Source organism: Pseudomonas sp. RHF3.3-3 (assembly GCF_048069595.1).
Taxonomy (GTDB): Bacteria; Pseudomonadota; Gammaproteobacteria; order Pseudomonadales; family Pseudomonadaceae; genus Aquipseudomonas; species Aquipseudomonas fuscovaginae_B.
The window spans coordinates 4,820,525-4,844,520 of record NZ_CP182250.1; the positions used below are offsets into that span (position 1 = coordinate 4,820,525).

General features: G+C 63.1%; 22 protein-coding genes, 1 tRNA gene and 4 pseudogenes. 10 read left to right on the plus strand and 17 right to left on the minus strand.

Annotation, left to right across the window (positions count from 1 at the left end; genetic code table 11):
• Positions 1-56: 56 nt before the first annotated feature.
• Positions 57-842: a class II aldolase/adducin family protein gene (locus ACMGT0_RS21040; protein ID WP_054060020.1), complete on the minus strand. Its 786-nt coding sequence runs from the start codon at positions 840-842 to the stop codon at positions 57-59.
• 166 nt (positions 843-1,008) lie between these two features.
• Between ACMGT0_RS21040 and ACMGT0_RS21045 the strand changes: the two are divergent.
• Positions 1,009-1,171: pseudogene (locus ACMGT0_RS21045) on the plus strand (hypothetical protein); the annotation flags it as partial.
• A 56-nt stretch (positions 1,172-1,227) separates the two neighbouring features.
• Here the strand turns inward: ACMGT0_RS21045 and ACMGT0_RS21050 are convergent.
• The 9 genes and pseudogenes from ACMGT0_RS21050 to ACMGT0_RS21090 form a co-directional block, all read right to left on the minus strand.
• Positions 1,228-1,770: pseudogene (locus ACMGT0_RS21050) on the minus strand (methyl-accepting chemotaxis protein); the annotation flags it as partial.
• A gap of 318 nt (positions 1,771-2,088) precedes the next feature.
• Positions 2,089-3,171 (minus strand): annotated as a pseudogene (locus tag ACMGT0_RS21055) (cache domain-containing protein); the annotation flags it as partial.
• A gap of 53 nt (positions 3,172-3,224) precedes the next feature.
• Positions 3,225-4,235, minus strand: a complete 1,011-nt coding sequence (locus ACMGT0_RS21060; protein ID WP_054060021.1) for a GlxA family transcriptional regulator — start codon at positions 4,233-4,235, stop codon at positions 3,225-3,227.
• A gap of 12 nt (positions 4,236-4,247) precedes the next feature.
• Positions 4,248-5,246, minus strand: a complete 999-nt coding sequence (locus ACMGT0_RS21065; protein WP_416769661.1) for a 4-hydroxyproline epimerase — start codon at positions 5,244-5,246, stop codon at positions 4,248-4,250.
• Between the two features lie 5 nt (positions 5,247-5,251).
• Positions 5,252-6,106 (minus strand): ABC transporter permease, encoded by an 855-nt coding sequence (locus ACMGT0_RS21070; protein WP_416769663.1) that lies wholly within the window; start codon positions 6,104-6,106, stop codon positions 5,252-5,254.
• Positions 6,103-6,951, minus strand: a complete 849-nt coding sequence (locus ACMGT0_RS21075) for an ABC transporter permease (protein WP_054064477.1) — start codon at positions 6,949-6,951, stop codon at positions 6,103-6,105. The genes ACMGT0_RS21070 and ACMGT0_RS21075 overlap by 4 nt, the downstream gene beginning before the upstream one ends.
• A gap of 2 nt (positions 6,952-6,953) precedes the next feature.
• Positions 6,954-8,066, minus strand: coding sequence for a quaternary amine ABC transporter ATP-binding protein (locus ACMGT0_RS21080; RefSeq protein ID WP_054064476.1), 1,113 nt, complete (start codon positions 8,064-8,066; stop codon positions 6,954-6,956).
• A 75-nt stretch (positions 8,067-8,141) separates the two neighbouring features.
• A complete protein-coding gene (locus ACMGT0_RS21085) occupies positions 8,142-8,993 on the minus strand; it encodes a glycine betaine ABC transporter substrate-binding protein (RefSeq protein WP_054060024.1) in 852 nt (283 codons plus the stop codon).
• Positions 8,994-9,357: 364 nt separating this feature from the next.
• Positions 9,358-10,050 carry a GntR family transcriptional regulator gene (locus ACMGT0_RS21090; protein ID WP_054060025.1) on the minus strand — a complete coding sequence of 231 codons (693 nt, stop codon included), beginning with the start codon at positions 10,048-10,050 and terminating at the stop codon, positions 9,358-9,360.
• 466 nt (positions 10,051-10,516) lie between these two features.
• Here ACMGT0_RS21090 and ACMGT0_RS21095 point away from each other — a divergent pair, with 466 nt between their 5' ends.
• The 5 genes and pseudogenes from ACMGT0_RS21095 to ACMGT0_RS21115 form a co-directional block, all read left to right on the plus strand.
• Positions 10,517-11,836, plus strand: coding sequence for an NAD(P)/FAD-dependent oxidoreductase (locus tag ACMGT0_RS21095; protein ID WP_054060026.1), 1,320 nt, complete (start codon positions 10,517-10,519; stop codon positions 11,834-11,836).
• 124 nt (positions 11,837-11,960) lie between these two features.
• Positions 11,961-13,289 (plus strand): MFS transporter, encoded by a 1,329-nt coding sequence (locus ACMGT0_RS21100; protein ID WP_054064475.1) that lies wholly within the window; start codon positions 11,961-11,963, stop codon positions 13,287-13,289.
• A 106-nt stretch (positions 13,290-13,395) separates the two neighbouring features.
• Positions 13,396-14,295, plus strand: a complete 900-nt coding sequence (locus tag ACMGT0_RS21105; protein ID WP_054060028.1) for a dihydrodipicolinate synthase family protein — start codon at positions 13,396-13,398, stop codon at positions 14,293-14,295.
• A gap of 4 nt (positions 14,296-14,299) precedes the next feature.
• Positions 14,300-15,787: an aldehyde dehydrogenase gene (locus ACMGT0_RS21110; RefSeq protein WP_054064474.1), complete on the plus strand. Its 1,488-nt coding sequence runs from the start codon at positions 14,300-14,302 to the stop codon at positions 15,785-15,787.
• A 272-nt stretch (positions 15,788-16,059) separates the two neighbouring features.
• Positions 16,060-16,296, plus strand: a pseudogene (locus ACMGT0_RS21115) (integrase core domain-containing protein); the annotation flags it as partial.
• A 269-nt stretch (positions 16,297-16,565) separates the two neighbouring features.
• Here the strand turns inward: ACMGT0_RS21115 and ACMGT0_RS21120 are convergent.
• The 5 genes from ACMGT0_RS21120 to ACMGT0_RS21140 form a co-directional block, all read right to left on the minus strand.
• Positions 16,566-16,641: transfer RNA gene (locus ACMGT0_RS21120), tRNA-Gly, on the minus strand.
• Positions 16,642-16,707: 66 nt separating this feature from the next.
• Positions 16,708-17,268 (minus strand): CDP-diacylglycerol--glycerol-3-phosphate 3-phosphatidyltransferase, encoded by a 561-nt coding sequence (pgsA, locus tag ACMGT0_RS21125; protein WP_054060031.1) that lies wholly within the window; start codon positions 17,266-17,268, stop codon positions 16,708-16,710.
• Positions 17,269-17,300: 32 nt separating this feature from the next.
• A complete protein-coding gene (gene uvrC, locus ACMGT0_RS21130) occupies positions 17,301-19,124 on the minus strand; it encodes an excinuclease ABC subunit UvrC (protein ID WP_054060032.1) in 1,824 nt (607 codons plus the stop codon).
• 2 nt (positions 19,125-19,126) lie between these two features.
• Positions 19,127-19,765, minus strand: a complete 639-nt coding sequence (uvrY, locus tag ACMGT0_RS21135; RefSeq protein WP_010446530.1) for a UvrY/SirA/GacA family response regulator transcription factor — start codon at positions 19,763-19,765, stop codon at positions 19,127-19,129.
• Positions 19,766-19,908: 143 nt separating this feature from the next.
• Positions 19,909-20,274: a helix-turn-helix domain-containing protein gene (locus ACMGT0_RS21140; protein WP_054060033.1), complete on the minus strand. Its 366-nt coding sequence runs from the start codon at positions 20,272-20,274 to the stop codon at positions 19,909-19,911.
• Positions 20,275-20,354: 80 nt separating this feature from the next.
• Here ACMGT0_RS21140 and ACMGT0_RS21145 point away from each other — a divergent pair, with 80 nt between their 5' ends.
• On the plus strand, positions 20,355-20,576 hold the full coding sequence (locus ACMGT0_RS21145) for a DNA-binding protein (RefSeq protein ID WP_054060034.1): 222 nt from the start codon (positions 20,355-20,357) through the stop codon (positions 20,574-20,576).
• Positions 20,577-20,642: 66 nt separating this feature from the next.
• Here ACMGT0_RS21145 and ACMGT0_RS21150 read toward each other — a convergent pair whose 3' ends face one another.
• Both ACMGT0_RS21150 and ACMGT0_RS21155 read right to left on the minus strand, forming a co-directional pair.
• The gene (locus tag ACMGT0_RS21150; protein WP_054060035.1) at positions 20,643-21,101 is read right to left on the minus strand and encodes a GNAT family N-acetyltransferase; all 459 of its coding nucleotides are present in this window, start codon (positions 21,099-21,101) and stop codon (positions 20,643-20,645) included.
• The gene (locus ACMGT0_RS21155) at positions 21,098-21,856 is read right to left on the minus strand and encodes a carbon-nitrogen hydrolase family protein (RefSeq protein WP_416769671.1); all 759 of its coding nucleotides are present in this window, start codon (positions 21,854-21,856) and stop codon (positions 21,098-21,100) included. Before ACMGT0_RS21155 ends, ACMGT0_RS21150 begins: the two co-directional genes overlap by 4 nt.
• A 440-nt stretch (positions 21,857-22,296) precedes the next feature.
• Between ACMGT0_RS21155 and ACMGT0_RS21160 the strand changes: the two genes are divergently transcribed.
• Genes ACMGT0_RS21160 through ACMGT0_RS21170 form a run of 3 tightly spaced genes read left to right on the plus strand, consistent with a single transcriptional unit; the run spans position 22,297 to position 23,973 of the window.
• The gene (locus ACMGT0_RS21160; protein ID WP_192842763.1) at positions 22,297-22,449 is read left to right on the plus strand and encodes a hypothetical protein; all 153 of its coding nucleotides are present in this window, start codon (positions 22,297-22,299) and stop codon (positions 22,447-22,449) included.
• Positions 22,450-22,494: 45 nt separating this feature from the next.
• The gene (locus ACMGT0_RS21165; protein ID WP_416769673.1) at positions 22,495-23,586 is read left to right on the plus strand and encodes a 3-deoxy-7-phosphoheptulonate synthase; all 1,092 of its coding nucleotides are present in this window, start codon (positions 22,495-22,497) and stop codon (positions 23,584-23,586) included.
• 60 nt (positions 23,587-23,646) lie between these two features.
• Positions 23,647-23,973 carry a peptidylprolyl isomerase gene (locus tag ACMGT0_RS21170; RefSeq protein ID WP_273826303.1) on the plus strand — a complete coding sequence of 109 codons (327 nt, stop codon included), beginning with the start codon at positions 23,647-23,649 and terminating at the stop codon, positions 23,971-23,973.
• The last annotated feature ends 23 nt before the right edge of the window (positions 23,974-23,996 follow it).

The following is a 23,996-nucleotide window of genomic DNA, read 5'->3' on the forward strand; positions in this document are numbered from 1 at the left end:
GTAGGAGCGTGGCTTGCCCGCGAAGACGTCCGCCCAATCACCACAAAACCATCAGCTCAATCGCGATAATCCGGCGCCACCCGCTCCAGCAATCGCAACATCGCCGACCAGGCCAGTTCCATGGCATTCGGGTCGGTCAACTGCCCCTCCTCCACCGGCCGCCCCGGGTCGTTGAACTGCCGCTCGGTATGCGCGCACACCTCATGGGACGGCAACACCAGCTCGCCGCAGGCCTGCGCCGTCACCTGGATCTCGCACGCCTTCTCCAGGTAATACATGCGCAGAAACGCCTCGCCCACCGTCCTGCCCACGCTCAGCAGTCCATGGTTGCGCAGGATCATCACCGACTTGTCGCCCAGGTCCTGCACCAGCCGCGCCTGCTCATCCAGGTCCAGCGCCACCCCCTCATAATCGTGGTACGCGGTGCGGCCATAGAACTCCATGGAAATCTGGTTCACCGGCAACAGCCCGCACTTGAGCGCCGCCACCGCGCAACCGGCCTTGGTATGGGTGTGCAGCACGCATTGCGCATCCTCGCGGGCGCCATGGATTGCACTGTGGATCACGAAACCGGCCGGGTTCACCGCGTACGGCGAGTCCTCCACCGCCCGCCCGTCGAGGCCGATCTTCACCAGGCTCGAGGCGGTGATCTCGTCGAACAGCAGCCCATAAGGGTTGATCAGGAAGTGGTGCTCCGGCCCGGGCAGGCGCAGAGAGATGTGGGTGAAGATCAGGTCGGTCATGCGAAAATGCGCAATCAACCGGTAACAGGCCGCCAGTTGCTCACGCAGTTGACGCTCGATGGCCGCCGGCGCGGCAGCGGTGTGCAGAAGGTCATTCAAGCGGATCACTCCTACAGGCTGGGAATTGGAACGGGCCGGGCACCACGGTAGTGCCCGCCCCTGGCTACTTTACTTGCTTGCCCAGGCATTGAAACGCTCTTCAAGCTCTTCGCCGTGATCGACCCAGAAAGCGACGTTCATGGACAAGGCGCCCTTGAGATGCAGCGAGCCGATGCTGTTCGAGGAGGTCGATACCCTGGTGCTGTGCCAGGGGCATCAGCCGGTCGACAGCCTGGGCGAGGAACTGCAGGGGCTAGTGGACTTCCAGCGCATCGGCGACTGTCGAGGAAGCGATCCATGAGGGGCTGAAGGTTGCCTGGAACCTCTGATACCAGGCTGTCGTACCGGATGAACCTGAACATGACCGGCAACGGTTGGTTCGACCTCAGTACTTGAACCTCCCCACCAGCGTATTGAGTTCGCTGGAAATATCCGCCAGTTGCTCGGCATCGTTGCGGGCGGCGCGGGCCAGGTCCTCGACCTCGCGCGCATCGGTATGAATCTGCGTGATGTGTCGGTTGATATCCTCGGCCACCTGGTGCTGCTCTTCGGCGGCGGTGGCGATCTGGCTGTTCTGATCTCGGATGTTATCCACCTGATCACGTATCTTGTTGAAGCTTTCCCGGGCCTGCTGGATACGGTCGACACTCTGGCGCGACATGTCGACGCTGGCCTGCATCTGCCGGGTGACGTTCTCGGTGCCGCGCACCAGGTTGCCCAGCAGGCCGTCGATCTCGCCGGTGCTGTCGGCGGTGCGCCGTGCCAGCGCCCGCACCTCGTCGGCCACCACGGCGAACCCTCGTCCCTGATCGCCGGCACGCGCCGCCTCGATGGCCGCATTGAGCGCCAGCAGGTTGGTCTGCTCGGCAATCGAGCGGATGGTGTCGAGGATGCCGTTGATGTTGCGGCTGTCCGATTCCAGTGCCTGCATGGCCTCGGTGGCCTGCTCAAGGTTGCTCGACAACTGCCCGACATTGTCGGTCGCCTCGTCGATCTGCCGTTGCCCGCTCTGCACGTCACGCTGGCCGGCATCGGCCGACGCCGCCGCCTCGGTGCACGAACGCGCCACCTCGTTGGCGGTGGCCACCATTTCGTTGAATGCGGTGCTGACCAGTTCGAGCGCCTCGCGCTGGCGCAACGCGGCATCGTTCACCGCGTGGGCGACCTGGCGGGTGCCACCACTGGTGCGCTGCAGCCTGCCCGAGGTCTGGCCGATGTTGCGCACCAGTTGCGCGATGGCACCCAGAAACTCGTTGAACCAGCCGGCCAGCACCGCCGTTTCGTCATTGCCGCGCACGGCCAGGTTGCGGGTCAGGTCGCCCTCGCCCTGGGCGATGTCCTGCAAGCCGCTGGCAACGCCACGGATCGGCCGCACGATGATCCCGGCAAACCGCGCGCCGACCAGGGCGAACAGCACCGCCATGACCAGCGCGGCCCAGAGGATGATCCAGCTCAGGCGATCGGCCTTGGCCATGACCTCCTGCTTCTCGATCAGCCCGATCAGGTGCCAGCCCAGGGCCTTGGAGGTGTAGACATTGGCCATGTAGGTCACGCCCTTGAGCGTGACCTCTGTCGAGCCTTCGCGCAGTGCCGCCAAGGGCTCGTAGTCACCGCCCAGGTCAGCCAGGCGCTTGAACGAATGCGCCGGATCGGCGGCATCGACCAAGACGTTGCCATCGGCTTCGGTGAGCATCAGGTAGCCGCTGCGCCCCAGCCTGATCTTGCGCAGCAGTTCCGTCAGTTGCTTGAGCGACACATCCAGGCCGACCACGCCACGCGGGTTGCCCTGCGCGTCATTGAGGGTGCGCATGGTGCAGATCAGCACCGAATCGCTGGCCGCCCAGTAGTACGCCGACGTGCGCACGATGCTGCCCGGTGCCGCCATCGCCAGGCGGTACCAGGGCCGCGTGCGCGGGTCATAACCGGCCAGGTCCGGCACGTCCGGCCAGGCGACGTAGCCCCCGTCGTCGGTGGCCAGCGACACATAGGCGGTGTTCGGGTGCGCCTTGGCAAAGCTGTCGAAGATATCCAGCGTCGTCTTGGCGATCGCCGGCGGCGCGACGGTCGCAGCGTCGGCAGCCATGTACCGCTTGAGCCCGGAGAGCGACGCCAGGCGAGGGTCCTGGGACAGGTACTGGACGTTCTGGGCGATGCCGTCGAAGAACTGCTGCATGCCGTTGTCGATCTGCAGAATCTCGCGGGTGCTGCTGTCGACGAAGTTGTCCCTGGCCTCATCACGCAGATTGACCACCACCACCGCTGCGACCAGCAGCAGCGGGACACCGGCGATCCCCGCAAACACACACGTCAATTTGTCTCTTATTTTCATTGTGCTCGATCCAGAACGTAGGGAGGGCCAGGGCCCGGGCAGTCGACGGCGGTTTACTCGAAGCGTTTTTCCCGCGAAGGCGGATAGCCGAAATAGGCGGTGTAGCACTTGCTGAAGTGGCTGGGCGAGACGAAGCCGCAGGCCACGGCGACCTGCACGATGGTCAGCCCCGAGTGCTGCAGCAGCCGGCGGCCCTCGGTCACCCGCAGTTCGAGGTAGTAACGGCGTGGCGTGGTGTCCAGCTGTTCCTTGAACAGCCGCTCGATCTGTCGCCGCGAGCGGTTGACGTAGCTCGACAACTGCATCAGGTCCAGTGGCTCTTCCAGGTTGGACTCCATGAGTTTGACCACCTCGCGCAGCGGCTCGGCCATCTTGATGTGCAGCTTGGGATTGACCCGGCGATAGCGCGACGCCTCGAAGGCGAGGATGTCGATGATGCCGTCGACCAGCGCGCCGTTGCGCATCTTGCCGATCCACTCCAGCACCATGTAAAACGCGCCGGTCGGGCTGGCGGCGGTATAGCGGTCACGGTCGACCATGTAGCTTTCGCTGGTGACCTGGGTTTCCCTGGCCGCCTCGGCCAGGGCCAGGCGATGCTCGGGGTGAATCGCGCAGCGATAGCCTTCGAGCAGATTGGCCTGCGCCAGGAACCAGGCACCGCTCCACAGACCGCCCAGTGCGATATCCTTTTCGGCGGCCTTTTTCAGGAAGGCGCGCAACTCAGGCTGCTCGTGCAACGGCGAACGCAGACCACCACACACCACCAGCAGGTCGAAGTCGTCCGGACTGCAATCGGCGAGCCCGGTGTCCGGGCGAATGACAATGCCCAGGTCACTGATGACATCCTGCCCACCGACTGTGATCGTCCGGGTGGCGAACCAGGACGGCTGCAGCAGGTTGGCCGTAACCAGGGTATCGAGGGCCTGCGTGAAGGCCGGCATCGAGAAGTGCTCCAGCAGGATGAACCCGACCGCCGCCTGCGCTGGCGGCGATACTTCATTTTTTTGTACGTAGCGATAGTTCTTGACCTGCAGGCCACCGCTGAAAACTCTTCTGTCTACCATGTATTGCTCATATCAAGTGATCTGAAAGCCATGGGCCAACGGATCCTCGTCGTCGACGAGGATCGTGTTGTATCCGGTGACCCTGGCCCAACCCGTTACGCTGGGCTGGATAGCGGTATGGGCACCGAGCGTGGTCTGTGCCTCGACCCGTCCGGTGAAGGTGGTGCCGATCAGGCTCTGGTGGCGGAAATCCTGGCCCACCGCGAGCCGGCCACGGCCGTGAAGTTGTGCCATGCGCGCGCTGGTGCCGGTGCCGCCCGGGGAGCGGTCGATGGCCTGCTCGCCATAGAACACCGCGCAGCGCCCATCGACCTGCGGGTTGTCCGGCTGGTCGCACCAGATCACGTGATGCACGCCACGGATGCGCTCATCGAGCGGATGGACCGGGTCGATCACCGAGGCCAATGCGCTGCGCAGCTTCTGGCTCAGGGCAATCAGCGTGGAGGCCTTGGCGCCCTCCAGCCCCGGCCAGTTCGACTGGGGTTCGACCACCGCGTAGTAGTTGCCGCCGTAGGCGATGTCCACGCTTAGCCGCCCTACTCCCTCAATCTCCACCGTCACATCGGTGGCATGCAGGTAGCTGGTGACGTTGAGCATCTTCACACTGCTGACCCGGCCTTCCTGCATGCGGTACTCGACATCGACCCGACCAGCCGGCGTTTCCAGCGCCAGCTTGCCGGGCACCCGTGGCGTCACCAGCCCTTCCTGCAGGGCACTGGTGACCAGGCCGATCGTCCCGGCGCCGCACATCGGCAGACAACCACTGACCTCGATGAACAGCACGGCCACGTCGCAGTCGTCGCGATACGGCGGGTAGAGGATCGCGCCGGACATCACATCATGACCGCGCGGCTCGAACATCAGCGCCTGGCGGACCCAGTCATGGCGCTCGACGAACAACTCGCGGCGCTCGGCGATGGGCAGGTGCGGCAGCATCGGTGCGCCACCCGCCACCAGTCGTACCGGGTTGCCGCAGGTGTGTGCGTCGATGCAGAAAAAGCTGTTCTTCATGGTGATCATTTCCCGTGGCGTGGCTGCCGATTGCGTTCCAGTACGCCGCGCGAGACGCGGTCGAGCAGCAAGGCGACGGCGACGATCGCCAGCCCCGCCCGCAGGCCCAGGCCCATTTCCATGCGCGTCAGCCCACGGGTCACCTCGGCGCCCAGGCCACCGGCACCGACCAGCCCGGCCAGGACCACCATCGCCAGCGACAGCAGGATGCACTGGTTCAGGCCGACCAGGAGGGTCGGCATGGCCAGCGGGATTTCGATCTTGAAGAGGATGGTGCGCGGCGAAGCGCCCATGGCGTTGCCCAGCTCCAGCATGTGCTTGGGGATCTGGTTGAACGCCAGGGTGGTCAGGCGCAGCATCGGTGGAATGCCGTAGATCACCGTGGCGATGATCGCCGGCACGCGGCCAAGGCTGAAGATCATCACCGCCGGGATCAGGTAGACCCACGGCGGCACGGTCTGCATCACGTTCAGCAGCGGGCTGAGCATGGCGTCGACCCGCTTGATGCGCGAAGCCAGGATACCCAGCGGGAAGGCGATGCTCACCGAGATCAGCACCGACACCGACACCAGCGCGATGGTCTGCATCGAGGCGGTCCACAATCCGGCGAGCAGGCAGAAGCCGAGCATGACCACCGCCAGCATCGCCACGCGCAGGCGCGCCGCCAGCAGCGTGCCGATGAACACGATCGCGATCACCGCCAGCGGTGGCAGGGCCAGGAAAGTCGACTCCACGAAACCGAGCACCCGCGAGATCAGGCTGCTCACGGCCGCGAAGAATCCGTGCAGGTTGGTATTGAGCCAATCGACCACCGGCGCGATGTAGCGCCCTGGAGAAAACTGCAGGTCGGCGAGGTTCATTCGCGATTCTCCCGGGCTTTGGGGGTGGCACTCTGGGCCATGCGGTCGATCACCATGGTCAGGATCACGATGGCGATGGCGGCGTCGATCGAAGTGGCGATGTCGAGGGTACGGATGGCGTTGTAGATCACTTGTCCCAGCCCGCCGGAACCGACGATGCCGGCAATCACCACCATGCCGAAGGCCATCATCAGGCTCTGGTTGACACCGGCCATGATGCTCGGCAGGGCGAACGGCAGGCGGATCTTGCTGAACATCTGCCAGCCGGTCACACCGCTGGCGTGACCCAGTTCGACGAACGCGGTGGGCGTCATGCGGATCCCCAGCGCGGTGAGGCGAAACGCCGGGGCGAAGGCGACGATGAAGGTGGCGATCAGCGCGGTACCCGGGCCATAGCCGAGCAAGGCGATGGCCGGCAGCAGGTAGATGTAGGGCGGCAGGGTCTGGATCAGGTCCAGTGCCGGCTCCACGATCCGGTCCAGGGCCGGCAGCAGGCCCGCCACCACGCCGAGCGGAATGGCGACCAGCAGCGCCAGCACGGTGGCGGCCACCACCAGTGCCAGGGTGCTCATGGTTTCCCCCCACATACCGATGAGCGCGCAGAACAGCATGGCCGCCAGCGTGCCGAGGGCGAAACGCAGGCCGGCCAGGCGCCAGCCGAGCAACGCCAGCAACAGCGCCGTCACGTAGAACGGTGGCAGTTGCAGCAGCCAGTACAGGCCCTGGTACAGGCCCTGCAGCCCGGCGTTGATGCCGTCGAACAGCGAGGAGGCGTTATCCTGAAGCCATTCGAGCATCGCATCGACCGTGCTGTCGAATTGTTCGGGGAAGCTTTCGAAGGCCATGATCACGCCCTCTCCCGCAGTTCGCCGGCCACTTCGGCGTGCTCGTTGGCGATGCCTTGCACGCCGCGCAGCAGGTCGCGAATGGTGATCACCCCGACCACCACGCCGGCCTGGACCACCGCCAGCGCATCACGCTCGGACTGGGTCGCCAGGCCGATGATGTGGTCCAGGTCGGCATCCGAGGCCACCTGGGCCAGGCGCGACACGTCGACGCCCGGATGGACCTGCTGGAACACGGCCACCGGAGCCATGATCGAATGCGCCTTGACCAGGTGCAGGCGCGAGATGCCGGCGACGAATTCAGCCACATAGTCGTCGGCCGGGTTGAGCACGATGTCCTCGGCCGTACCGACCTGAATGATCATGCCGTCCTTCATGATGGCGATGCGATCGCCGATGCGGATCGCCTCTTCCAGGTCGTGGGTGATGAACACCGCCGACTTGCCCAGTTCCTTGGTCAACTGGCGGAATTCATCCTGCAATTGGCGACGGATCAGCGGGTCGAGCGCGCTGAACGGTTCGTCCATCAGGATCACTTCAGGGTCCGCGGTGATGGCGCGGGCCAGGCCGACACGCTGCTGCATGCCGCCGGAGAGTTCGTTGGGGTAGCGGTTGGCCCAGTCGCTGAGACTGACCTTGGCCAAGGCCCGTTCGGCCACTTTCAGCCGTTCGGCCTTGGGTACACCCTGTACCTCCAGGCCGAAGGCGGTGTTTTCCAGCACCGTGCGGTGTGGCAGCAGGGCCACACTCTGGAACACCATGCCAATGTGCTTGGCACGCATGTCACGCAGTTGCTGGGGGTTGAGCGAATTGAGTTCACGCCCCTTGACCAGCACCTTGCCGGCACTGGGCGTGATGAGTTTGTTCAACAGCCGGATCAAGGTTGACTTGCCGCTGCCGGACAGGCCCATGATGCAGAAGATCTCACCACGGCGCACTTCCAGATTGACGTCCGATACCCCCACGACACAACTGTAGTCATGCAGTATCTGTTTCTTCGAGAGCCCCTTTTCAATGACCGCGCGCATCGCCTCTTCGGAGCGCTCGCCAAATACTTTCCAGACAGACTGGCAACTCACCAGTACTTCTTGGGCGTCTACTGTTTGCGTACTCATATCAATCCCGTCCGGCCTTTTTAAGTTCAGGCCTGTAATGCATTCAAGTTCGGCAGCTGGCAAGTTTCAAAACAATCAGTCTTTCTTGATGTTTTCCCAGCGTTTGAGCAGTTCGGCGTGACTGTCGGTCCAGTCCTTGATTGCCGCGTCCATGCTCTTGCCATCCTTGACGGCACCATTGATCGCCTTGATGTCGGCCAGCGGCACATAGACACTGGCGATCACTTCGCGCGCACGGGAATTGGCGGCGCTGAAGCCCTTCTGGCCGATCCAGTAGTAGCCTTGCGGTGGCGGGAAGATGCCTTTCGGGTCGGCGAGGAACTTGACGTCGAACTTCTGGGTCATCCAGGACGGATCCCAGATCGCCACGGCGATCCATTCCTTGCGGTCCACGGCGGCCTTGAGGGCGGCGGTCATCGCCGCGGTACTGCCTTCGAGCAGGTTGAGCTTGAGGCCATAGGCCTTGACGGCGTTGGCCGCGTCGCTCATCAGGCCCGAACCGGGTTCGATACCAATGATTTTGCCACCGAACTTGTCGGCATTGGCGTTGAGCTCTTCCAGGGAATTGATGGTCACGTAGTTGGGGACGGCGATGGCCTGGTAGAGGCCGTAGGAAACCGGCGAGATCTTCTCGAGCCGGTTCTTGTTCTTGTTCCAGTAGTCATTGGCGGCATAGTCGATCTGCGAGGCGAGGATCTGCACATCGCCCTTGCCCAATGCCGCGTAGGCGATACCCCACTCGGAGAATTGGGTGACCTTGACGGTATAGCCCTGATCTTCCAGCACTTTCTTGGTAATACCGGTGATGGGCGTCAAATCTTCCCAGGACAAGGTGCCCATGGTGATGGTTTTTTCTTCGGCGTGGGTCGGCAGAACAACTGCCGCCGCCAGAGCCAAGGCACAGAACGCTTTCTTAAACATCTTCATGGTGGTTCCCCGAATTGGTTATTTTTTGAAACGGCAGAACAAGCACTTGCTATTGTTGTTGGAGTGTTGATGTTTGTTTTTTATTGTCGATGCGAGTGTCTGAATCCTCTTTTACGGCGCGTAGCAACCCATTCCCGGCAAAAACTTCTGCCGGAAGTTCTGTACAACGTCAGCGATGACGCTGTTATTCAGGAATATTGAAAAGACCCTGACCGTATTCGGTGAGCCTGTGCCCTCGCGGACAGACCGGCCCTGTACCAGCAGCCGGGGAATGGCAGGTGTCGCCCTCGAGGGTCGGTAGGTACCACGCCACAGCGACCGGTGCCGTCATACCTTCGAACCTCGACACACCACACGCCAACGTTTAACTCAAGGGGCCCTCCACCAGCGAGTCGGCCTTCAGTGCCTGCGGGGCAATGAACATCTGCATGTTCGCTCGCGACAGCTCCCAGTGTTCGAACACCAGGTCCACCACCCGGTTTTCATCGTGCCTGGCGATCGCATCGATGAACTCGTCGTGGTGTTCCACCGATAGATCCAGGCGTTGCTCCATGTCCTGATCACGCGGCCGGTAGAACGTGTGGCCGATCCGTGCGTGATCGATCAACAACCGTGACAGGCTCGGCTTCAGGTACGGGTTGCCGGCCATTTCACCCATGATTTCGTGAAAGCGGTTGTTCTCCAGCGCCAGAGCCAGGGGATTTCTTTCCACCGAGGCCTGCCGAAAACGCTGCTGGGTCTGTTTGAGCTCCTCCAACTGCGCCGGTGTGAAGTTCTGCACCGCCAGGCGCCCAATGGCAGCGTAGATCATCGGTGCTACCAGAAAAAAATTACGCAGCGTCGAATGGTTCATCGGGATCACCCGGGTTCCACGGTTCTCGCGGATATCCAGGTAGCCCTCACCTTCCAGGCGCCGAAACACTTCTCGAACCGGGGTGCGAGAAAGACCGTAGCGCTCACTCAAGGTGACCTCATCCAGAACCTGATCAGGATCGAGCTCCATCGTCAGGATCTGCCGCTTCAGGTCTTCGTAAAGCCCAGTTTTGCCACTTTTCACCAGGGACCTCCGGTGTTCTGGATGCCAGTGATGGCACCGTGGTTGAGAACAGACTCCCACGCAACTCGGGCGCGGTCAATCCATTGAATTCACTGTGTATACACAACGAACACAAGATGGATTCAGAGTTTTCCATTTTAAATCAATCACTTAGCCAACATTCGCCCTACGAAAAATAGTCGGTTTTAAGTATGAATCTGTCGGAAATCGACAAACACCGATTTCCGAGACGTGCTTGCCCTCTTCAGCCGGTTTCCCGGCACGCCGTCCAGGTCGACCAGTTTGCCTGCGACATCCCATCGTCTGCCAACGACATTTGCAGCGCTTTGCTCACGAGCATGCCCAACGGCACTCGACAGCCGCGACAACCTGCCGCATATTTGTGGATACAACATGTATACATCAAGTTTTCCGTGGCGATCCGTGTCGCCCACGGGTGATGTCAAATAACAAAAGAGCGGTGCCCATGGTACAGATCAGTTCCCTTCCAGCCGACGACAAGACCTGCGGTTGGTATCACCTCAGCCAGAAGCGCCAGGCCCGTCCCGCGCATACTGGCCACTCCAAGGCGCGCTGGGTGGTGGTCGGTGCCGGGTTCACCGGCCTGGCCGCCGCCCGCCAGTTGGCGCTGGGCCATCCGAATGATGAAGTAATCCTGGTGGAAGCCCAGGAGGTCGGCTTCGGCCCCTCCGGGCGTAACGCCGGTTTCGCCATCGACCTGCCCCACGATATCGGCGCCGAGGACTACATCGGCGACATCGACACCGCCAGGACCGTGCTCAAGCTGAACCTGTCCGGCCAGCGCTACCTCAAGCAACTGGTCGACACCTACGGCATCGACTGCCAGATGACCTTCTGCGGCAAGTACCAGGCCGCCGTCGAGGATCGCGGCATGGCCGTGCTCGACGCCTACCGGCGTGGCCTGGAGAAACTCGGCGAACCGTGCGAGATGGTCGGCGCCGAGGCCCTGCGCCAGCGGGTCGGCACCGGCTTCTACCGCCAGGCGCTGTTCACCCCCGGCACCGCGCTGATCCAGCCGTCGGCCCTGGTCAAGGGCCTGGCCGACACCCTGCCCGGCAACGTCAGCCTGTATGAACACACGCCGATCCTCGAGGTCGAGTACAGCCCGCGCATCGTCCTCAAGCATGCCAACGGCAGCATCGAGGCCGACCGCCTGGTCCTGGCCAACAACGCGTTCGGCATGCACTTCGGTTTCCTCAAGGGCCGCATGCTGCCGATCTTCACCTACGCCAGCATCACCCGCCCGCTCACCGACGAAGAACAGGCGCGCCTGGGCGGCGATCCGTACTGGGGCATCATCCCCGCCGACCCGTTCGGCACCACCGTGCGCCGCACCCCGGACCAGCGCCTGCTGATCCGCAACAGCTTCAGCTTCAACCCCGACGGCCGCGCCCGGGAGCGCTACCTGGAGCGCTTCATCGAGCGTCACCGCGCCTCCTACACCCGGCGCTTCCCGATGCTGCCGAACGTGGATTTCGAATACACCTGGGGCGGCGCCCTGGCGATGACCCGCAACCACAACGGCTTCTTCGGCCAACTGGCACCCAACGTCTATGGCGCCCTGGGTTGCAACGGCCTGGGCGTCACCCGCGGCACCGCCACCGGCAAGCTGCTGGGCGACTGGCTCAGTGGCCAGGAAGACGAACTCACCCGGTTCCTGCTCAAGGCCCCGGGCCCTTGCGCCAACCCGCCACAACCGTTTCTGTCGATGGGCGTGAACATGAACCTGCGCTGGGGTCAGTACCGCGCCGGCGCGGAGAGCTGAAAGCCGGGCCCGCTCCAGCCGGGCCCCTGAACGATTTGCCGCGACGTTCCCCGGATGTCGCGGTGCGGCCCGGCCCCGTCCGCATCAGGCCGGAAGCTGCGAACGATCAACACGTGGAGACAATATGAAAAACAACCATCACTCGATCGAAGACGCCCCCCTCAACCGCTTTCACCAGCGCCTGACCGTCCGCTCCGGCGGCGGCTCCTTCGTCGACGGTTATGTACTGAGCATCGTCGGCGTGGCCATCGTGCACATGGCCGCCGCCCTGAGCCTGAACGCCTTCTGGCAAGGCCTGATCGCCGCCTCGGCGCTGATCGGCATCTTCTTCGGCGGTTTCGTCGGCGGCTGGCTGACCGACCGCTTCGGCCGCCAGCGGATCTTCTTCGTCGGCCCGACCCTGTTCATCCTCTGCTCGCTGGCCCAGCTCTGGGCCCAGTCCGGCGAGGAGATTTTCATCGCCCGCCTGCTGCTGGGGGCCGCCATCGGCATCGAATACCCGGTCGCCACCGCCCTGCTGGTGGAATTCCTGCCGCGCAAGTATCGCGGCCCACGCCTGGCGACGCTGACCATCCTCTGGTTCGCCGGTGCCGCCTTCGCCTACCTGGTGGGCGAGCTTCTGCTCCACTTCGCCGGCCCCGATGCCTGGCGCCTGGTTCTGGCCAGTGCCGCGGTGATTGGCGCGCTGCTGTTCCTGGTACGCCTGGGCACGCCCGAGTCGCCACGCTGGCTGCTCAAGAAAGGTCGCGCCCAGGAAGCCGAGGCGATCATCCAGCAGGTGTTCGGTCCGTCGTACTCGCTGGACAACCTGCCGGAGGAGCCGGCCGAGCGCAAAGTCTCGATCCTCAGCCTGCTGCACTCAGGCTACGGCAAGCGCATGCTGTTCGTGACCATGTTCTGGACCTGCTCGGTCATCCCGGTGTTCGCCGTGTATGCCTTCGCCCCGCAAGTGCTGCGCGCCCTCAACCTGGACGGCACCCTGGCCTCGGTCGGCTCGGTGGCGATCACCCTGCTGTTCGTGGTCGGCTGCATCGTCGCCACCCGCCTGATCAATAGCCTGGGTCGTCGGCGGATGCTGATCCACAGCTTCTTCTGGTCCGGCCTGGCCCTGCTCGCCCTGGGCGCCTCGCACAACGCTTCGGGCCTGGTGATCCTCACCCTGTTCGGCGCCTACGCGCTGTTCATCGGCGGTGCCCAGGTGCTGCAACTGGTGTACCCGAACGAAATCTTCCCGACCGAGATCCGCGCCCAGGCCGTGGGCGTCGGCACCTCGCTGTCACGCATCGGCGCCGCGGTGGGCACCTGGCTGGTACCGGCGGCCCTGGACAGCATCGGTATCGAACAGACCATGTACGCCGCCGCCATTGTCACTTTCGTCGGCCTGGCCTTCTCCTGGGCCCTGGCCCCGGAAACCCGCTCGCTGAACCTGCAGCAGGCCGCTTCGCTGAACTGACCGCTTTGATGAACTGACTGCATTGATGAACTGAGTAGTACCGACGCCGCCAGCACCACGTTCGCTGGCGGCGTCCCCCCCACCCTTGATTCTCTGGAGAACAATGATGAACTTCGACGGTATCTTTACCCCCGCGATCACCCCCCTGGCCGCTGACGGCTCCATCGACAGCGGCGCCTTCGCCCAGGTCCTGGAATACCTGATCGAGCAGAAGGTGCACGGCATCATCATCGGCGGCTCAACCGGCGAGTACTACGCCCACAGCATCCAGGAACGCCTGGACCTGACCCGCCTGGCCGCCGAAGTGATCAATGGCCGCACCCCGCTGGTGATCGGTACCGGCGCCATCCGCACCGAGGAGTCGGTCGCCTACGCCGAAGCCGCCAAGGCGGCCAAGGCCGACGCCATCCTGGTCGGTTCGCCACCCTACGCGCTGCCGACCCAGCAGGAAATCGCCAACCACGTGCTGGCGGTCGACCGCGCCGCCGGCCTGCCGATCATGCTCTACAACTACCCGGGCCGCATGAGCGTCGACATGGGCCCCGAGTTCTTCGAAGCCGTGAGCAGCAGCCGTAACATCGTCGCGATCAAGGAAAGCTCCGGTGACATCGCCCGCATCCACCACTTCGGCGAGCGCTACCCACAGATCGCCCTGTCCTGCGGCTGGGACGATCAGGCCCTGGAATTCTTCGCCTGGGGCGCGCGCAGCTGGGTCTGTGCCGGTTCCAACTTCATCCCGGCCGAACACATCGCCCTGTACGAAGCCTGTGTGCTGGAAGGCAACTTCGCCAAGGGTCGCCAGATCATGGCCGCGATGATGCCGCTGATGGACTTCCTCGAAGGTGGCAAGTTCGTCCAGTCGATCAAGCACGGCGTGGCTCTCAACGGCCTGGTCACCGGTGGCGTGCGCGCACCGCTGAGCGGCCTGGACGAACAGGAGCAAGCAGCCCTGCAGGAAATCATCAAAACCCTCAAGGCCAAAATCGCCGCAATCAAGGGAGCCTGAGCAAATGACCGACGTACTGAGCAAAGACGAATACGCGGCGATTGCCGCCAACCTGAAGTTCCCGACCCAGGCCTACATCGGCGGGGAATTGCGCGACGCCCTGGGCGGCCGGACGTTCGACACCTTCAACCCGGCCACCGGCCAGTTGCTGGCGAAGATCACCGCCTGCGACAGCCGCGACGTCGACCTGGCCGTGGCTGCGGCCAAGGAAGCCTTCGACGACGGTCGCTGGCACCTGCTCTCGCCGGGTGAGCGCAAGCACGTGCTGCTGCGCTTCGCCCAACTGCTGGAAGACAACGCCCACGAGCTGGCCGTGCTGGAAAGCCTGGACAGCGGCAAGCCGGTCGGCGAATGCCAGGCCACCGACGTGCCGGAGACCATCCACACCCTGCGCTGGCACGCCGAGTTGATCGACAAGATCTACGACGCCACCGCACCGACCGGTTCGGGTGCCCTGACCCTGGTCGTGCGTGAGCCGATCGGCGTGGTCGGCCTGGTGCTGCCGTGGAACTTCCCGCTGCTGATGCTGGCCTGGAAAATCGGCCCGTCCCTGGCCGCCGGTTGCTCGATCGTGGTCAAGCCGGCCAAGGAAACCACCCTCACCGCCCTGCGCGTGGCCGAACTGGCGCACCAGGCCGGTATCCCGGCCGGCGTGTTCAACGTCGTGCCTGGCGGTGGCAAGGAAGTCGGCGAGCCCCTGGGCCGTCATGACGACGTGACCATGGTCAGCTTCACCGGCTCGACCGACACCGGTCGCCTGTTCCTGCAGTACGCAGCCGAGTCCAACCTCAAGCGCATCGTGCTGGAGCTGGGTGGCAAGAACCCGGCGGTGGTCATGGACGATGTCGAGGACCTGGACCGCGTGGCCCGTCACGTGGTCAACGGCGCCTTCTGGAACATGGGCGAGAACTGCTCGGCCTCCTCGCGCCTGATCGTCCACGAAGACATCAAGGACGCCCTGCTCGAGCGCATTGGCGTGCAACTGCGCGACTGGAGCCTGGGCGACCCGCTGGACCCGGCCAATCGCCTGGGTTCGCTGGTCAGCAAATCGCACTTCGAGAAAGTGCGCAGCTACATCGAGCAGGCCGCCGGCGACAAGATGTCGATCATCTTCGGTGGCAAGGCCGCCGACGGCTTCGTCGAGCCGACCGTGGTCGACAACGTGCCGTCCGACAACGCCCTGTTCCGTGAAGAGGTGTTCGGCCCGGTCTTGAGCGTGACCTCGTTCAAAACCCTCGACCAGGCGATCGAGCTGGCCAACGACACCATCTACGGCCTGGCCGCCTCGGCCTACACCGGCAGCCTGCGCAACGCGCTGCGCCTGTCGCGGGAGATCCGTGCCGGTATCGTCACCGTCAACAGCTTCGGCGAAGGCGATGCCTCGACGCCGTTCGGTGGCTACAAGCAGTCCGGTTTCGGTGGTCGCGACAAGTCGCAGTGGGCCCACGACCAGTACACCGAGCTGAAGACCATCTGGATCGACGCCAACTGATACACGCCACACTTACCCCCACACGCCGCAACAGCGGTGTGTGGGGATTCTGACCTCTCAGCCCCCTTCCCCACCTCATCGCCCAGCAACTTACTCAATATGCGATGCGACCGTACATGTGTGCGACGATCTGGAACATCCCTGGCGAATGCCCCTGCCTAGCGTACAAGACACCACCCGTTCCGGCTCCAGCCATCTGCAGTGGTTAAACTTCCCCGGCCCCCTGAAAGATGCATGTTCCACCTATCGGGTGTCTGGGGAAATTGAACCACTACGGTAACTGCTGGGACAACTCGGTGATGGAGCGCTTCTTCCTGAGCTTGAAAATGGAACGGGTGTGGCGGCGTGATTACGCCAACCATGGCGAGGCCATACGCGACATCACCGAATACATCGTTGGGTTTTACAACAACGAATGGCTGCACTCGAAACTGGGATATTTGCCACCGACTGCTTACGAGCAGACGATGGTGCCGAAATTACCTATCGAGGTGTCCGGGATTAGTTGACCACTACACGCACCGCCTTATCGGTCAAAGCCATGGAACTATCCTCCAATACAAGGGAGGAGATATCGGCTTGAAGGACTCGTAGGCTCTAGCGACAATTCGCCTTGGCCGACGCCCGAATTCGATGTACTTATTTCTGTACTTGTTGGGCGTGGCTAGCGATGGATTCCAGTGGAAGGCACTGGAACGAAAAAAGGAGCCGAAGCTCCTTTTTTTCAATGACTTACAGACTTCTGTGGCTGTCCATGGAACTCTGTAAATCCAGTAACTGGAGCGGGAAACGAGACTCGAACTCGCGACCCCGACCTTGGCAAGGTCGTGCTCTACCAACTGAGCTATTCCCGCGTCGTCTTGGTGATGCGCATTCTATAGAATCTACGCACCACGTCAACCCCTTGATTCAAAAAAGTTTTATTTATTTTCACCATTGATCCGCAGGTGCGGCCAGGCGGCCCGCAGATACTGAACCATCGACCACAGGGTCAGGCCCGCAGCGACCATCAACAGCGCATAGCCGACCACGACCCAGAAGCTGAGGGCCGAGGGGTTGGCCAGCAGGATCACCAGCGCCAGCATCTGCGCGGCGGTTTTCCATTTGCCCATCTTCGAAACCGCGACCTGTGCACGCGCACCGATCTCGGCCATCCACTCGCGCAGGGCCGACACCACGATCTCACGTCCAATGATCACCACCGCCGGAAAGGTCAGCCAGAAGTTGGCGTGCTCCTGCACCAGCAGGACCAGGGCCACCGCCACCATCAGTTTGTCGGCCACCGGGTCCAGGAAGGCACCGAATGGCGTGCTCTGTTCCAGGCGTCGTGCCAGGTAGCCATCGAGCCAGTCCGTTGCCGCGGCAAAGGCGAAAACCGAACTGGCCGCCAGGTAACTCCACTGGTACGGCAGGTAAAACAACAGAATGAAGATCGGGATAAGTACAACGCGCAGAACGGTGATCAGATTAGGGATATTCATCGGCACAACTGGCTACGAAGTGAAAGGGCATTCTACTCGCTGTGCAGACTGGCATAAATCAACTCTGCGAGCTTTTTGCTGATCCCCGGCGCCTTGGCGATCTCATCGATGCTGGCCCGGGACAGTTCCTGCAATCCACCGAAATGCTTGAGCAACTCACGCCGGCGTTTCGGCCCGACGCCGGCCACCCCTTCCAGGGTCGAGGTCCGCCGGGTCTTGCCGCGGCGCGCACGGTGGCCGGTGATAGCGAAACGGTGGGCCTCGTCGCGGATCTGCTGGATCAGGTGCAGCGCCGGCGAATCGCCCTTGAGGGTGAATTCGTGGGCCGCATCGTTGAGGTACAGGGTCTCGAAACCGGCCTTGCGCGTCGCGCCCTTGGCGACGCCGAGCAGGATCAGGTCCGGCACCGCCAGTTCGTTGAGTACGTCGCGAGCCATGGACAATTGCCCCTTGCCACCGTCCACCAGGAGGATATCCGGCAACTTGCCCTCCCCCTCCTTCAGCCGGCTGAAACGGCGGGTCAGCGCCTGGTGCATGGCCGCGTAGTCGTCGCCGGCCGTGACACCCTCGATATTATAGCGGCGGTAGTCGGATTTGATCGGCCCCTCCGGGCCGAACACCACGCAGGACGCCACCGTCGATTCGCCGCTGGAATGGCTGATGTCGTAGCACTCCAGGCGCTGCGGTGGCTCGTCCAGATCCAGCACCTCGGCCAGCGCGTCGAAGCGTGCCGCCACATGCTGGCGGTTGGCCAAGCGGGCGGTCAGGGCCTGTTCGGCGTTGGTCACCGCCAGTTGTTGCCAGCGCGCCCGGGTACCCCGTACCCGGTGACTGATGCTCAACTCGCGGCCGCGCAGTTCCTCGATGGCAGCGACCAGAGTCGGGAAGTCATCGTGGACCACGTTGACGATCAGTTCACTGGGCAGGTCGCGCTCGGGGCTGCTGATGAAGTACTGGCCGAGGAAGGCCGCCATGACTTCGGAAACGTCCTCATCGATGCCCACCTGCGGAAAGAAGTTCTTGCTGCCCAGGACCCGCCCGCCCCGCACGCTGATCAGGTGCACGCAGGCACCACCCGGGTTGACGAAGGCGGCGATGACATCGACGTCGCCATTGCCGCCTTCCATGCTCTGCTGGTCCTGCACACGGCGCAGCAGCGCGATCTGATCGCGCAGCTCAGCCGCCTTCTCGAAGTCGAGGGTGCTGGCCGCCTGTTCCATGCCGGCATTGAGCTCATCGCTCAGGGCATTGCTGCGCCCTTCGAGGAACATCACCGAATGGCGGACATCCTCGGCGTATTCCCGGGGCTCGACCAAGCCGACACAGGGCGCCTTGCAGCGCTTGATCTGGTACTGCAGGCATGGCCGGGTGCGGTTCTTGTAGTAACTGTCCTCGCACTGGCGCACATGGAAGGTTTTCTGCAACAGCGCCAGACTCTCGCGAATCGCCCCGGCGCTCGGATACGGCCCGAAATACTTGCCCTTGAGCTTCTTCGCCCCACGGTGAATGCTCAGGCGCGGATAGTCCCCGTCCGAGAGGAAGACATAGGGGTAGGACTTATCGTCGCGCAACAGGATGTTGTAGGGCGGGCGCCACTCCTTGATCAGCGTCTGCTCCAGCAGCAACGCCTCGGTTTCGTTGGCGGTGATGGTGGTCTCGACCTGGGCGATACGCGCCACCAGGGCGGCGGTCTTCGGCGCGAGGCCGGTCTTGCGGAAATAGCTGGCGAGGCGATTCTTCAGGTTCTTGGCCTTGCCCACGTACAGCAGGCGTGCATCGCTGTCGAACATGCGATACACACCGGGACGGCCACTGCAGGTAGAAAGAAAAGCGCTGGAATCGAACGGTTCAGTCATTGTCAGCCGGCATCGACCATGCCATGGCGCACGGCCAGAAGCGTCAACTCGACATCACTGCTGACCGACAGCTTCTCGAAGATCCGGTAACGGTAGGTATTGACGGTTTTCGGTGACAGACACAGCTTGTCGGAAATGATCTGCACCTTCTGGCAGCCGACGATCATCAGGGCGATCTGAATTTCCCGTTCGGACAAGGCATCGAACGGCGATTCGCTGGCCGGCTGGAACGACTTGAGCGCCATCTGCTGGGCGATCTGCGGGCTGATGTAACGCTGCCCGGCGAACACCAGGCGAATCGCCTGGACCATTTCCGCCAGCCCCGCGCCCTTGGTCAGGTAGCCCGAGGCCCCGGCCTGCATCAACCGCGTCGGGAACGGATCCTCCTCGCACACGGTGACCGCCACGACCTTGATATCAGGGTGGCTACGCAGCAATTTGCGCGTTGCTTCAAGGCCGCCGATACCCGGCATCTTGACGTCCATCAGCACGACATCCGGCTTGAGCTCCCGCGTTTTCAGCAGGGCCTGCTCTCCCGACTCCGCCTGTCCCACAACCTGCAGGCCATCGATGTCGGCAAGCATCCGGGTAATGCCTGTACGCACAAGATCATGGTCATCGACAACTAGCACCCTAATCAAGCAGACACCTCGCGAATATGGTCTTATCAGATTATTGACCACCTTAGCAAAAAACCGGCGGCCAGACCTAGCGGCAAGCGTCACATAAGAGTGTCATTGCGCTCTGGGCGCCTGTGACGTCGATGGGGGGGGAGGACCGCTTCTCAGCGGTCTTGCGGGTCCCTGCGACCCTTGGCACCGTAGGAGCCGACCGCTTCGGCCAGCGTCGTGGTCAGTTGGCTGATCGCCTCCTGGTCAGCCTTGCGCAGGCTGCGGTAGCTGCCCAGCACCTTCTCTTCGCTGGAGCTGAGATTGTCGATCAGCGTCGGCGTCCGGTTGCCGGTCAGGACATACAGCACATCGACCCCACGCTCGGCCACCCGCGACAGGTAGTCGGCCTTCGGCGCGCGATCGCCGCTCTCGTATTTGCCCTGGGCGTTGGCTTCAACGCCACCGATTTCGCCAAAAGCCTTCTGCGACAATCCAAGTCGCTCCCTCTCTTGTCGTAACCGGGAACCAATTCCACTCATTTGGATGTAATATCCCAAGTCATGCACCCTTAAAGGGGGTGAATTCAACAAAATTAAACAAAATTGAACGGTTTTGAACTATGCCCGGTATTCGCACCGCTGCACAAGCCAAGGCTTGGCTGGAACATCAAGGAAAATCGGTTCAGGAGTTTGCACGCGAGCATGGCGTCGATCCGGCAACCACCTATCAAGTGCTCGCCGGGCGCAAAAAGGGACGCCGCGGGGAAGCCCATAAGGTGGCGGTCCTGCTGGGCATGAAGGACGGAATCATCCTCGACGACAACGATCGGAGCGAGGAATAGGCCCCCGCGTTTGAGTCCAGTATGCGCCTCGAAATATCGAGGAGTAAGCTCAATCCGAAAATACTATCAGCCGATTCCACCGCTCGACTTCACAGCCCCGACACTCATGCGAAAGAAGCACTCGTCCTCCCCTACGACCTCCAGCCCCATACGCTCGTAAAGCCGCCTGGCGGGATTGCTCTTGAACACGGTCAAGCGCACCTCCGGCCGCCCTTCCCTGAAAGCGATGTCACGCGCCTGGATGATCAGCCAGCCACCCAAGCCTCGCCCACGCCCCGCTTCGATCAGTTGCAACTCGCGGATATACAGCGCCCTGGCGTCCCGACTGAAGCTGACGAAACCCAGCACCTGCTCACCTTCGCACAACAGGGCGTTCTGCCGTCCGGCCCAGGCGATATCGAAGGCTTCCTCCTGCCAGAGCAGATCGTACTCGCAGTAGTAGGCCATCATGTTCCTGCGCGTCAGCGTCCGGGCGAACGCCAGGTCCGCCTCGGTAGCCGGGCGAAAACGCCAATCCCGGGTCACAGCCCCTCCACTTCAACCACCTCGCCCTGCCACGTGCCGTCGACACGTCGACCGATCACCAGCACATCCCCCATCCCAGCGGCAGCCGCTACCCGTCGCCCGCCTGCCGCCCAGATCGCACTGCGCCCCGCCGCCGCCCAGCCGCCGGTGGTCCCACCGTGGTTGGCCATCAGCACAGCCATGTCGTGCTCACGGGCATACCCCTGGAGCAACGCACTGTCGGCGGCGTAACCGTTCTTGCTGATCAGCACGCCTGATGCATACAGGTTAGCGCCAGATCGGGCGGCCTGGAGGGCATGGCTGGCGTGGGAAAAGTCAGCACAAACCGACAGAGCGACAGTGTCGGCGCCGAGGGCCAAGGCAGCGCCTCCCGCCCCCGGGCTAAACACCTGTTCCTCGCCTTCGTGCAGATGCTGTTTGCTGTAGAGCTGCCGGGAGCCCTCGGCGTTGAAAGTCAGCGCGCCGATCAGCAGCGGGTCGGCGGGAGACCGGCGAATCGGCAGGCCGACCACGGTCACCAGTCGCAGCTCGCGCGCCAGATCGGACAAGGGTTGCAATACCTCCGCATCCGGGGTGATCGCCAGTGCCGCCGCCAGGCTCGGCTCATAGCCGGTCAGCGACAGTTCGGGAAATACCAGCAGTTGCACGCCCCGCTCCGCCGCCTGCTGCATGAAACGCAGGTGCCGCTGGAGGTTGCCCTGCAGATCACCGGCTAGAGAGCAGGACTGAGCGGCGGCAATGGTCAGGACGGTCATGGGCATGCCTGATGATCGAGTAGGAAATGTCCGGTGAGTTTGTCATAAAACGTTTAATTTGTTTAAGCCATAGCGACTGCGGGGCGCGATCCATAGAAATTTCTGATTGAACAGCGTCCCATGGCTCTAGTAAGCTCGGGACATTCCATCGGAGACGCGCCATGCCCACCCTTCATTCCATGCCTTGCCAGACTGCCAGCGCCCTGCGCTTGCCAGTGGCTGCCTGGGTGAAAACCGCCGGCGCATCCGCAGGCTTTTATTTTGGGTACTGGTTTAGCCACTGGCGCGCCTGATACCCAACCGGCGCCCACTACTCAAGGGGTCGCCTACCAGAGAATCAACAACCCCCGGTCGGCCTCCCGACCGGGGGTTTTGTTTTTCCAGGGCTTCAGTTTTACGCAAACCGTTTCAACAGACATTTCGAATCGAGGAAGACCGACATGAACTACGCCACCTATTACCGCTACGAACTCACCACCGCCTGGCGATTTACCAACCTCCGCTCGGGACAGCACGCCGCCTCCGAACGGTCACTCACAGGTGGCAAGCACACACTCGCAGCCCATCCGGCTGATTGTCGAACACCGCAATAGGGCCGCGCGCGGGAAGACCCGCCGCCTGCCCAAGGAACCCCGAACATGAATTCGTCTCTCTGCGCCTTGCCACTGTCCACCCTGTCGTCCGCCAACGAGCCGCTGACCCAGCGCCTGCCGACGGCCCTGCAACTCAAGCAGCACCTGCCCCTCAACACCACACTCAGCGACCAGGTCGCCCGCCACCGCCAGGCCATACGTGCCATCCTCGACGGTGAGGACCCGCGCCTGCTGATGATCGTCGGCCCCTGCTCGATCCACGACCCGCAATCGGCCCTCGAATACGCCGGCCACCTGGCGAGCCTGGCGAACGACGTCAGCGACCAGATGCTGCTGGTCATGCGCGCCTATGTCGAAAAGCCGCGCACCACGGTCGGCTGGAAAGGCCTGGCCTACGACCCGCACCTGGATGGCAGCGACGACATGGCCGGCGGCCTGGCGCTGTCCCGCGAACTGATGCGCGAGATGCTGCGCATGGGCCTGCCGATCGCCACCGAATTGCTGCAGCCCATGGCGGCCAGCTACTTCGACGACCTGCTGAGCTGGGTCGCGATCGGCGCACGGACCACCGAGTCGCAAATCCATCGGGAAATGGCCAGCGGCCTGCCGATGCCCGTGGGGTTCAAGAATGGCACCGACGGCGGTGTCGGCATCGCCAGCGATGCCATGCGTTCGGCGGCGCACCCGCACCGGCATTTCGGGGTCGACAGCCAGGGGCACCCGGCGATCATCCAGACCGCGGGCAACCCCGACACCCACCTGGTGTTGCGCGGCGGCCATCGTGGCCCGAACTACGATGCCCGCAGCATCGCCCTGGCCCGGGCGGGCCTGGAGAAGCAGGGCATTGCGAGCCGGATGATGGTCGATTGCAGCCATGCCAACAGTGGCAAGGACCCGCTGCGCCAGCCGGCGGTGTTCGCCGAGGTGCTGGAACAGCGTCTGCAGGGTGACCGTTCGCTGATCGGCATGATGCTGGAGAGCCATCTGTTCGAGGGCTGCCAGCCGTTGAGCCCGTCCCTCAAGTACGGCGTGTCGATCACCGATGGCTGCCTGGGCTGGGAAGCGACCGAGCAGTTGCTGCGTAGCGCGGCGCAGCGGTTGCGGGAGCAGGCGTCCTGCAAGGCGGTGAGTGCCTGACAGGCCCCGTTCGCGGGCAAGCCGGGCCGCCGTCGAGGAACTTTGCCGGGAAAAAGCCGCCTGAATCCGGTAGGCTCAACATTTTACCCAAAGGAGTACCTCACCATGGCCCGAGCCACTGCCCGCCACATCCTGGTTGCCACTGAAGCCAAGTGCAACGAACTCAAGGCCCAGATCGAAGGCGGCGCCGACTTCGCCGAGATCGCCAAGGCCAACTCCACCTGCCCTTCCAGCCGTGACGGCGGCAACCTGGGTTCCTTCGGCCCGGGCCAGATGGTCAAGGAATTCGACACCGTGGTGTTCAGCGCGCCGATCAACACCGTGCAAGGCCCGGTGAAAACCCAGTTCGGCTACCACCTGCTGGAAGTCACCAGCCGCCAGGACTGATCGCTCTGCCCGGGGCTGCCCGC

What these genes read in the sequence shown, in the direction of transcription:
- ACMGT0_RS21105 (WP_054060028.1), top strand. Translation starts at nt 13,396, where the DNA reads ATGAACTTCGACGGTATCTTTACCCCCGCGATCACCCCCCTGGCCGCT.
- ACMGT0_RS21085 (WP_054060024.1), bottom strand. Translation starts at nt 8,993, where the DNA reads ATGAAGATGTTTAAGAAAGCGTTCTGTGCCTTGGCTCTGGCGGCGGCA.
- ACMGT0_RS21100 (WP_054064475.1), top strand. Translation starts at nt 11,961, where the DNA reads ATGAAAAACAACCATCACTCGATCGAAGACGCCCCCCTCAACCGCTTT.
- ACMGT0_RS21140 (WP_054060033.1), bottom strand. Translation starts at nt 20,274, where the DNA reads ATGAGTGGAATTGGTTCCCGGTTACGACAAGAGAGGGAGCGACTTGGA.
- ACMGT0_RS21075 (WP_054064477.1), bottom strand. Translation starts at nt 6,951, where the DNA reads ATGGCCTTCGAAAGCTTCCCCGAACAATTCGACAGCACGGTCGATGCG.
- uvrC (WP_054060032.1), bottom strand. Translation starts at nt 19,124, where the DNA reads ATGACTGAACCGTTCGATTCCAGCGCTTTTCTTTCTACCTGCAGTGGC.
- ACMGT0_RS21065 (WP_416769661.1), bottom strand. Translation starts at nt 5,246, where the DNA reads ATGAAGAACAGCTTTTTCTGCATCGACGCACACACCTGCGGCAACCCG.
- ACMGT0_RS21095 (WP_054060026.1), top strand. Translation starts at nt 10,517, where the DNA reads ATGGTACAGATCAGTTCCCTTCCAGCCGACGACAAGACCTGCGGTTGG.
- ACMGT0_RS21145 (WP_054060034.1), top strand. Translation starts at nt 20,355, where the DNA reads ATGCCCGGTATTCGCACCGCTGCACAAGCCAAGGCTTGGCTGGAACAT.
- ACMGT0_RS21165 (WP_416769673.1), top strand. Translation starts at nt 22,495, where the DNA reads ATGAATTCGTCTCTCTGCGCCTTGCCACTGTCCACCCTGTCGTCCGCC.
- ACMGT0_RS21070 (WP_416769663.1), bottom strand. Translation starts at nt 6,106, where the DNA reads ATGAACCTCGCCGACCTGCAGTTTTCTCCAGGGCGCTACATCGCGCCG.
- ACMGT0_RS21060 (WP_054060021.1), bottom strand. Translation starts at nt 4,235, where the DNA reads ATGGTAGACAGAAGAGTTTTCAGCGGTGGCCTGCAGGTCAAGAACTAT.
- ACMGT0_RS21080 (WP_054064476.1), bottom strand. Translation starts at nt 8,066, where the DNA reads ATGAGTACGCAAACAGTAGACGCCCAAGAAGTACTGGTGAGTTGCCAG.
- ACMGT0_RS21110 (WP_054064474.1), top strand. Translation starts at nt 14,300, where the DNA reads ATGACCGACGTACTGAGCAAAGACGAATACGCGGCGATTGCCGCCAAC.
- ACMGT0_RS21155 (WP_416769671.1), bottom strand. Translation starts at nt 21,856, where the DNA reads ATGACCGTCCTGACCATTGCCGCCGCTCAGTCCTGCTCTCTAGCCGGT.
- pgsA (WP_054060031.1), bottom strand. Translation starts at nt 17,268, where the DNA reads ATGAATATCCCTAATCTGATCACCGTTCTGCGCGTTGTACTTATCCCG.
- ACMGT0_RS21160 (WP_192842763.1), top strand. Translation starts at nt 22,297, where the DNA reads ATGAACTACGCCACCTATTACCGCTACGAACTCACCACCGCCTGGCGA.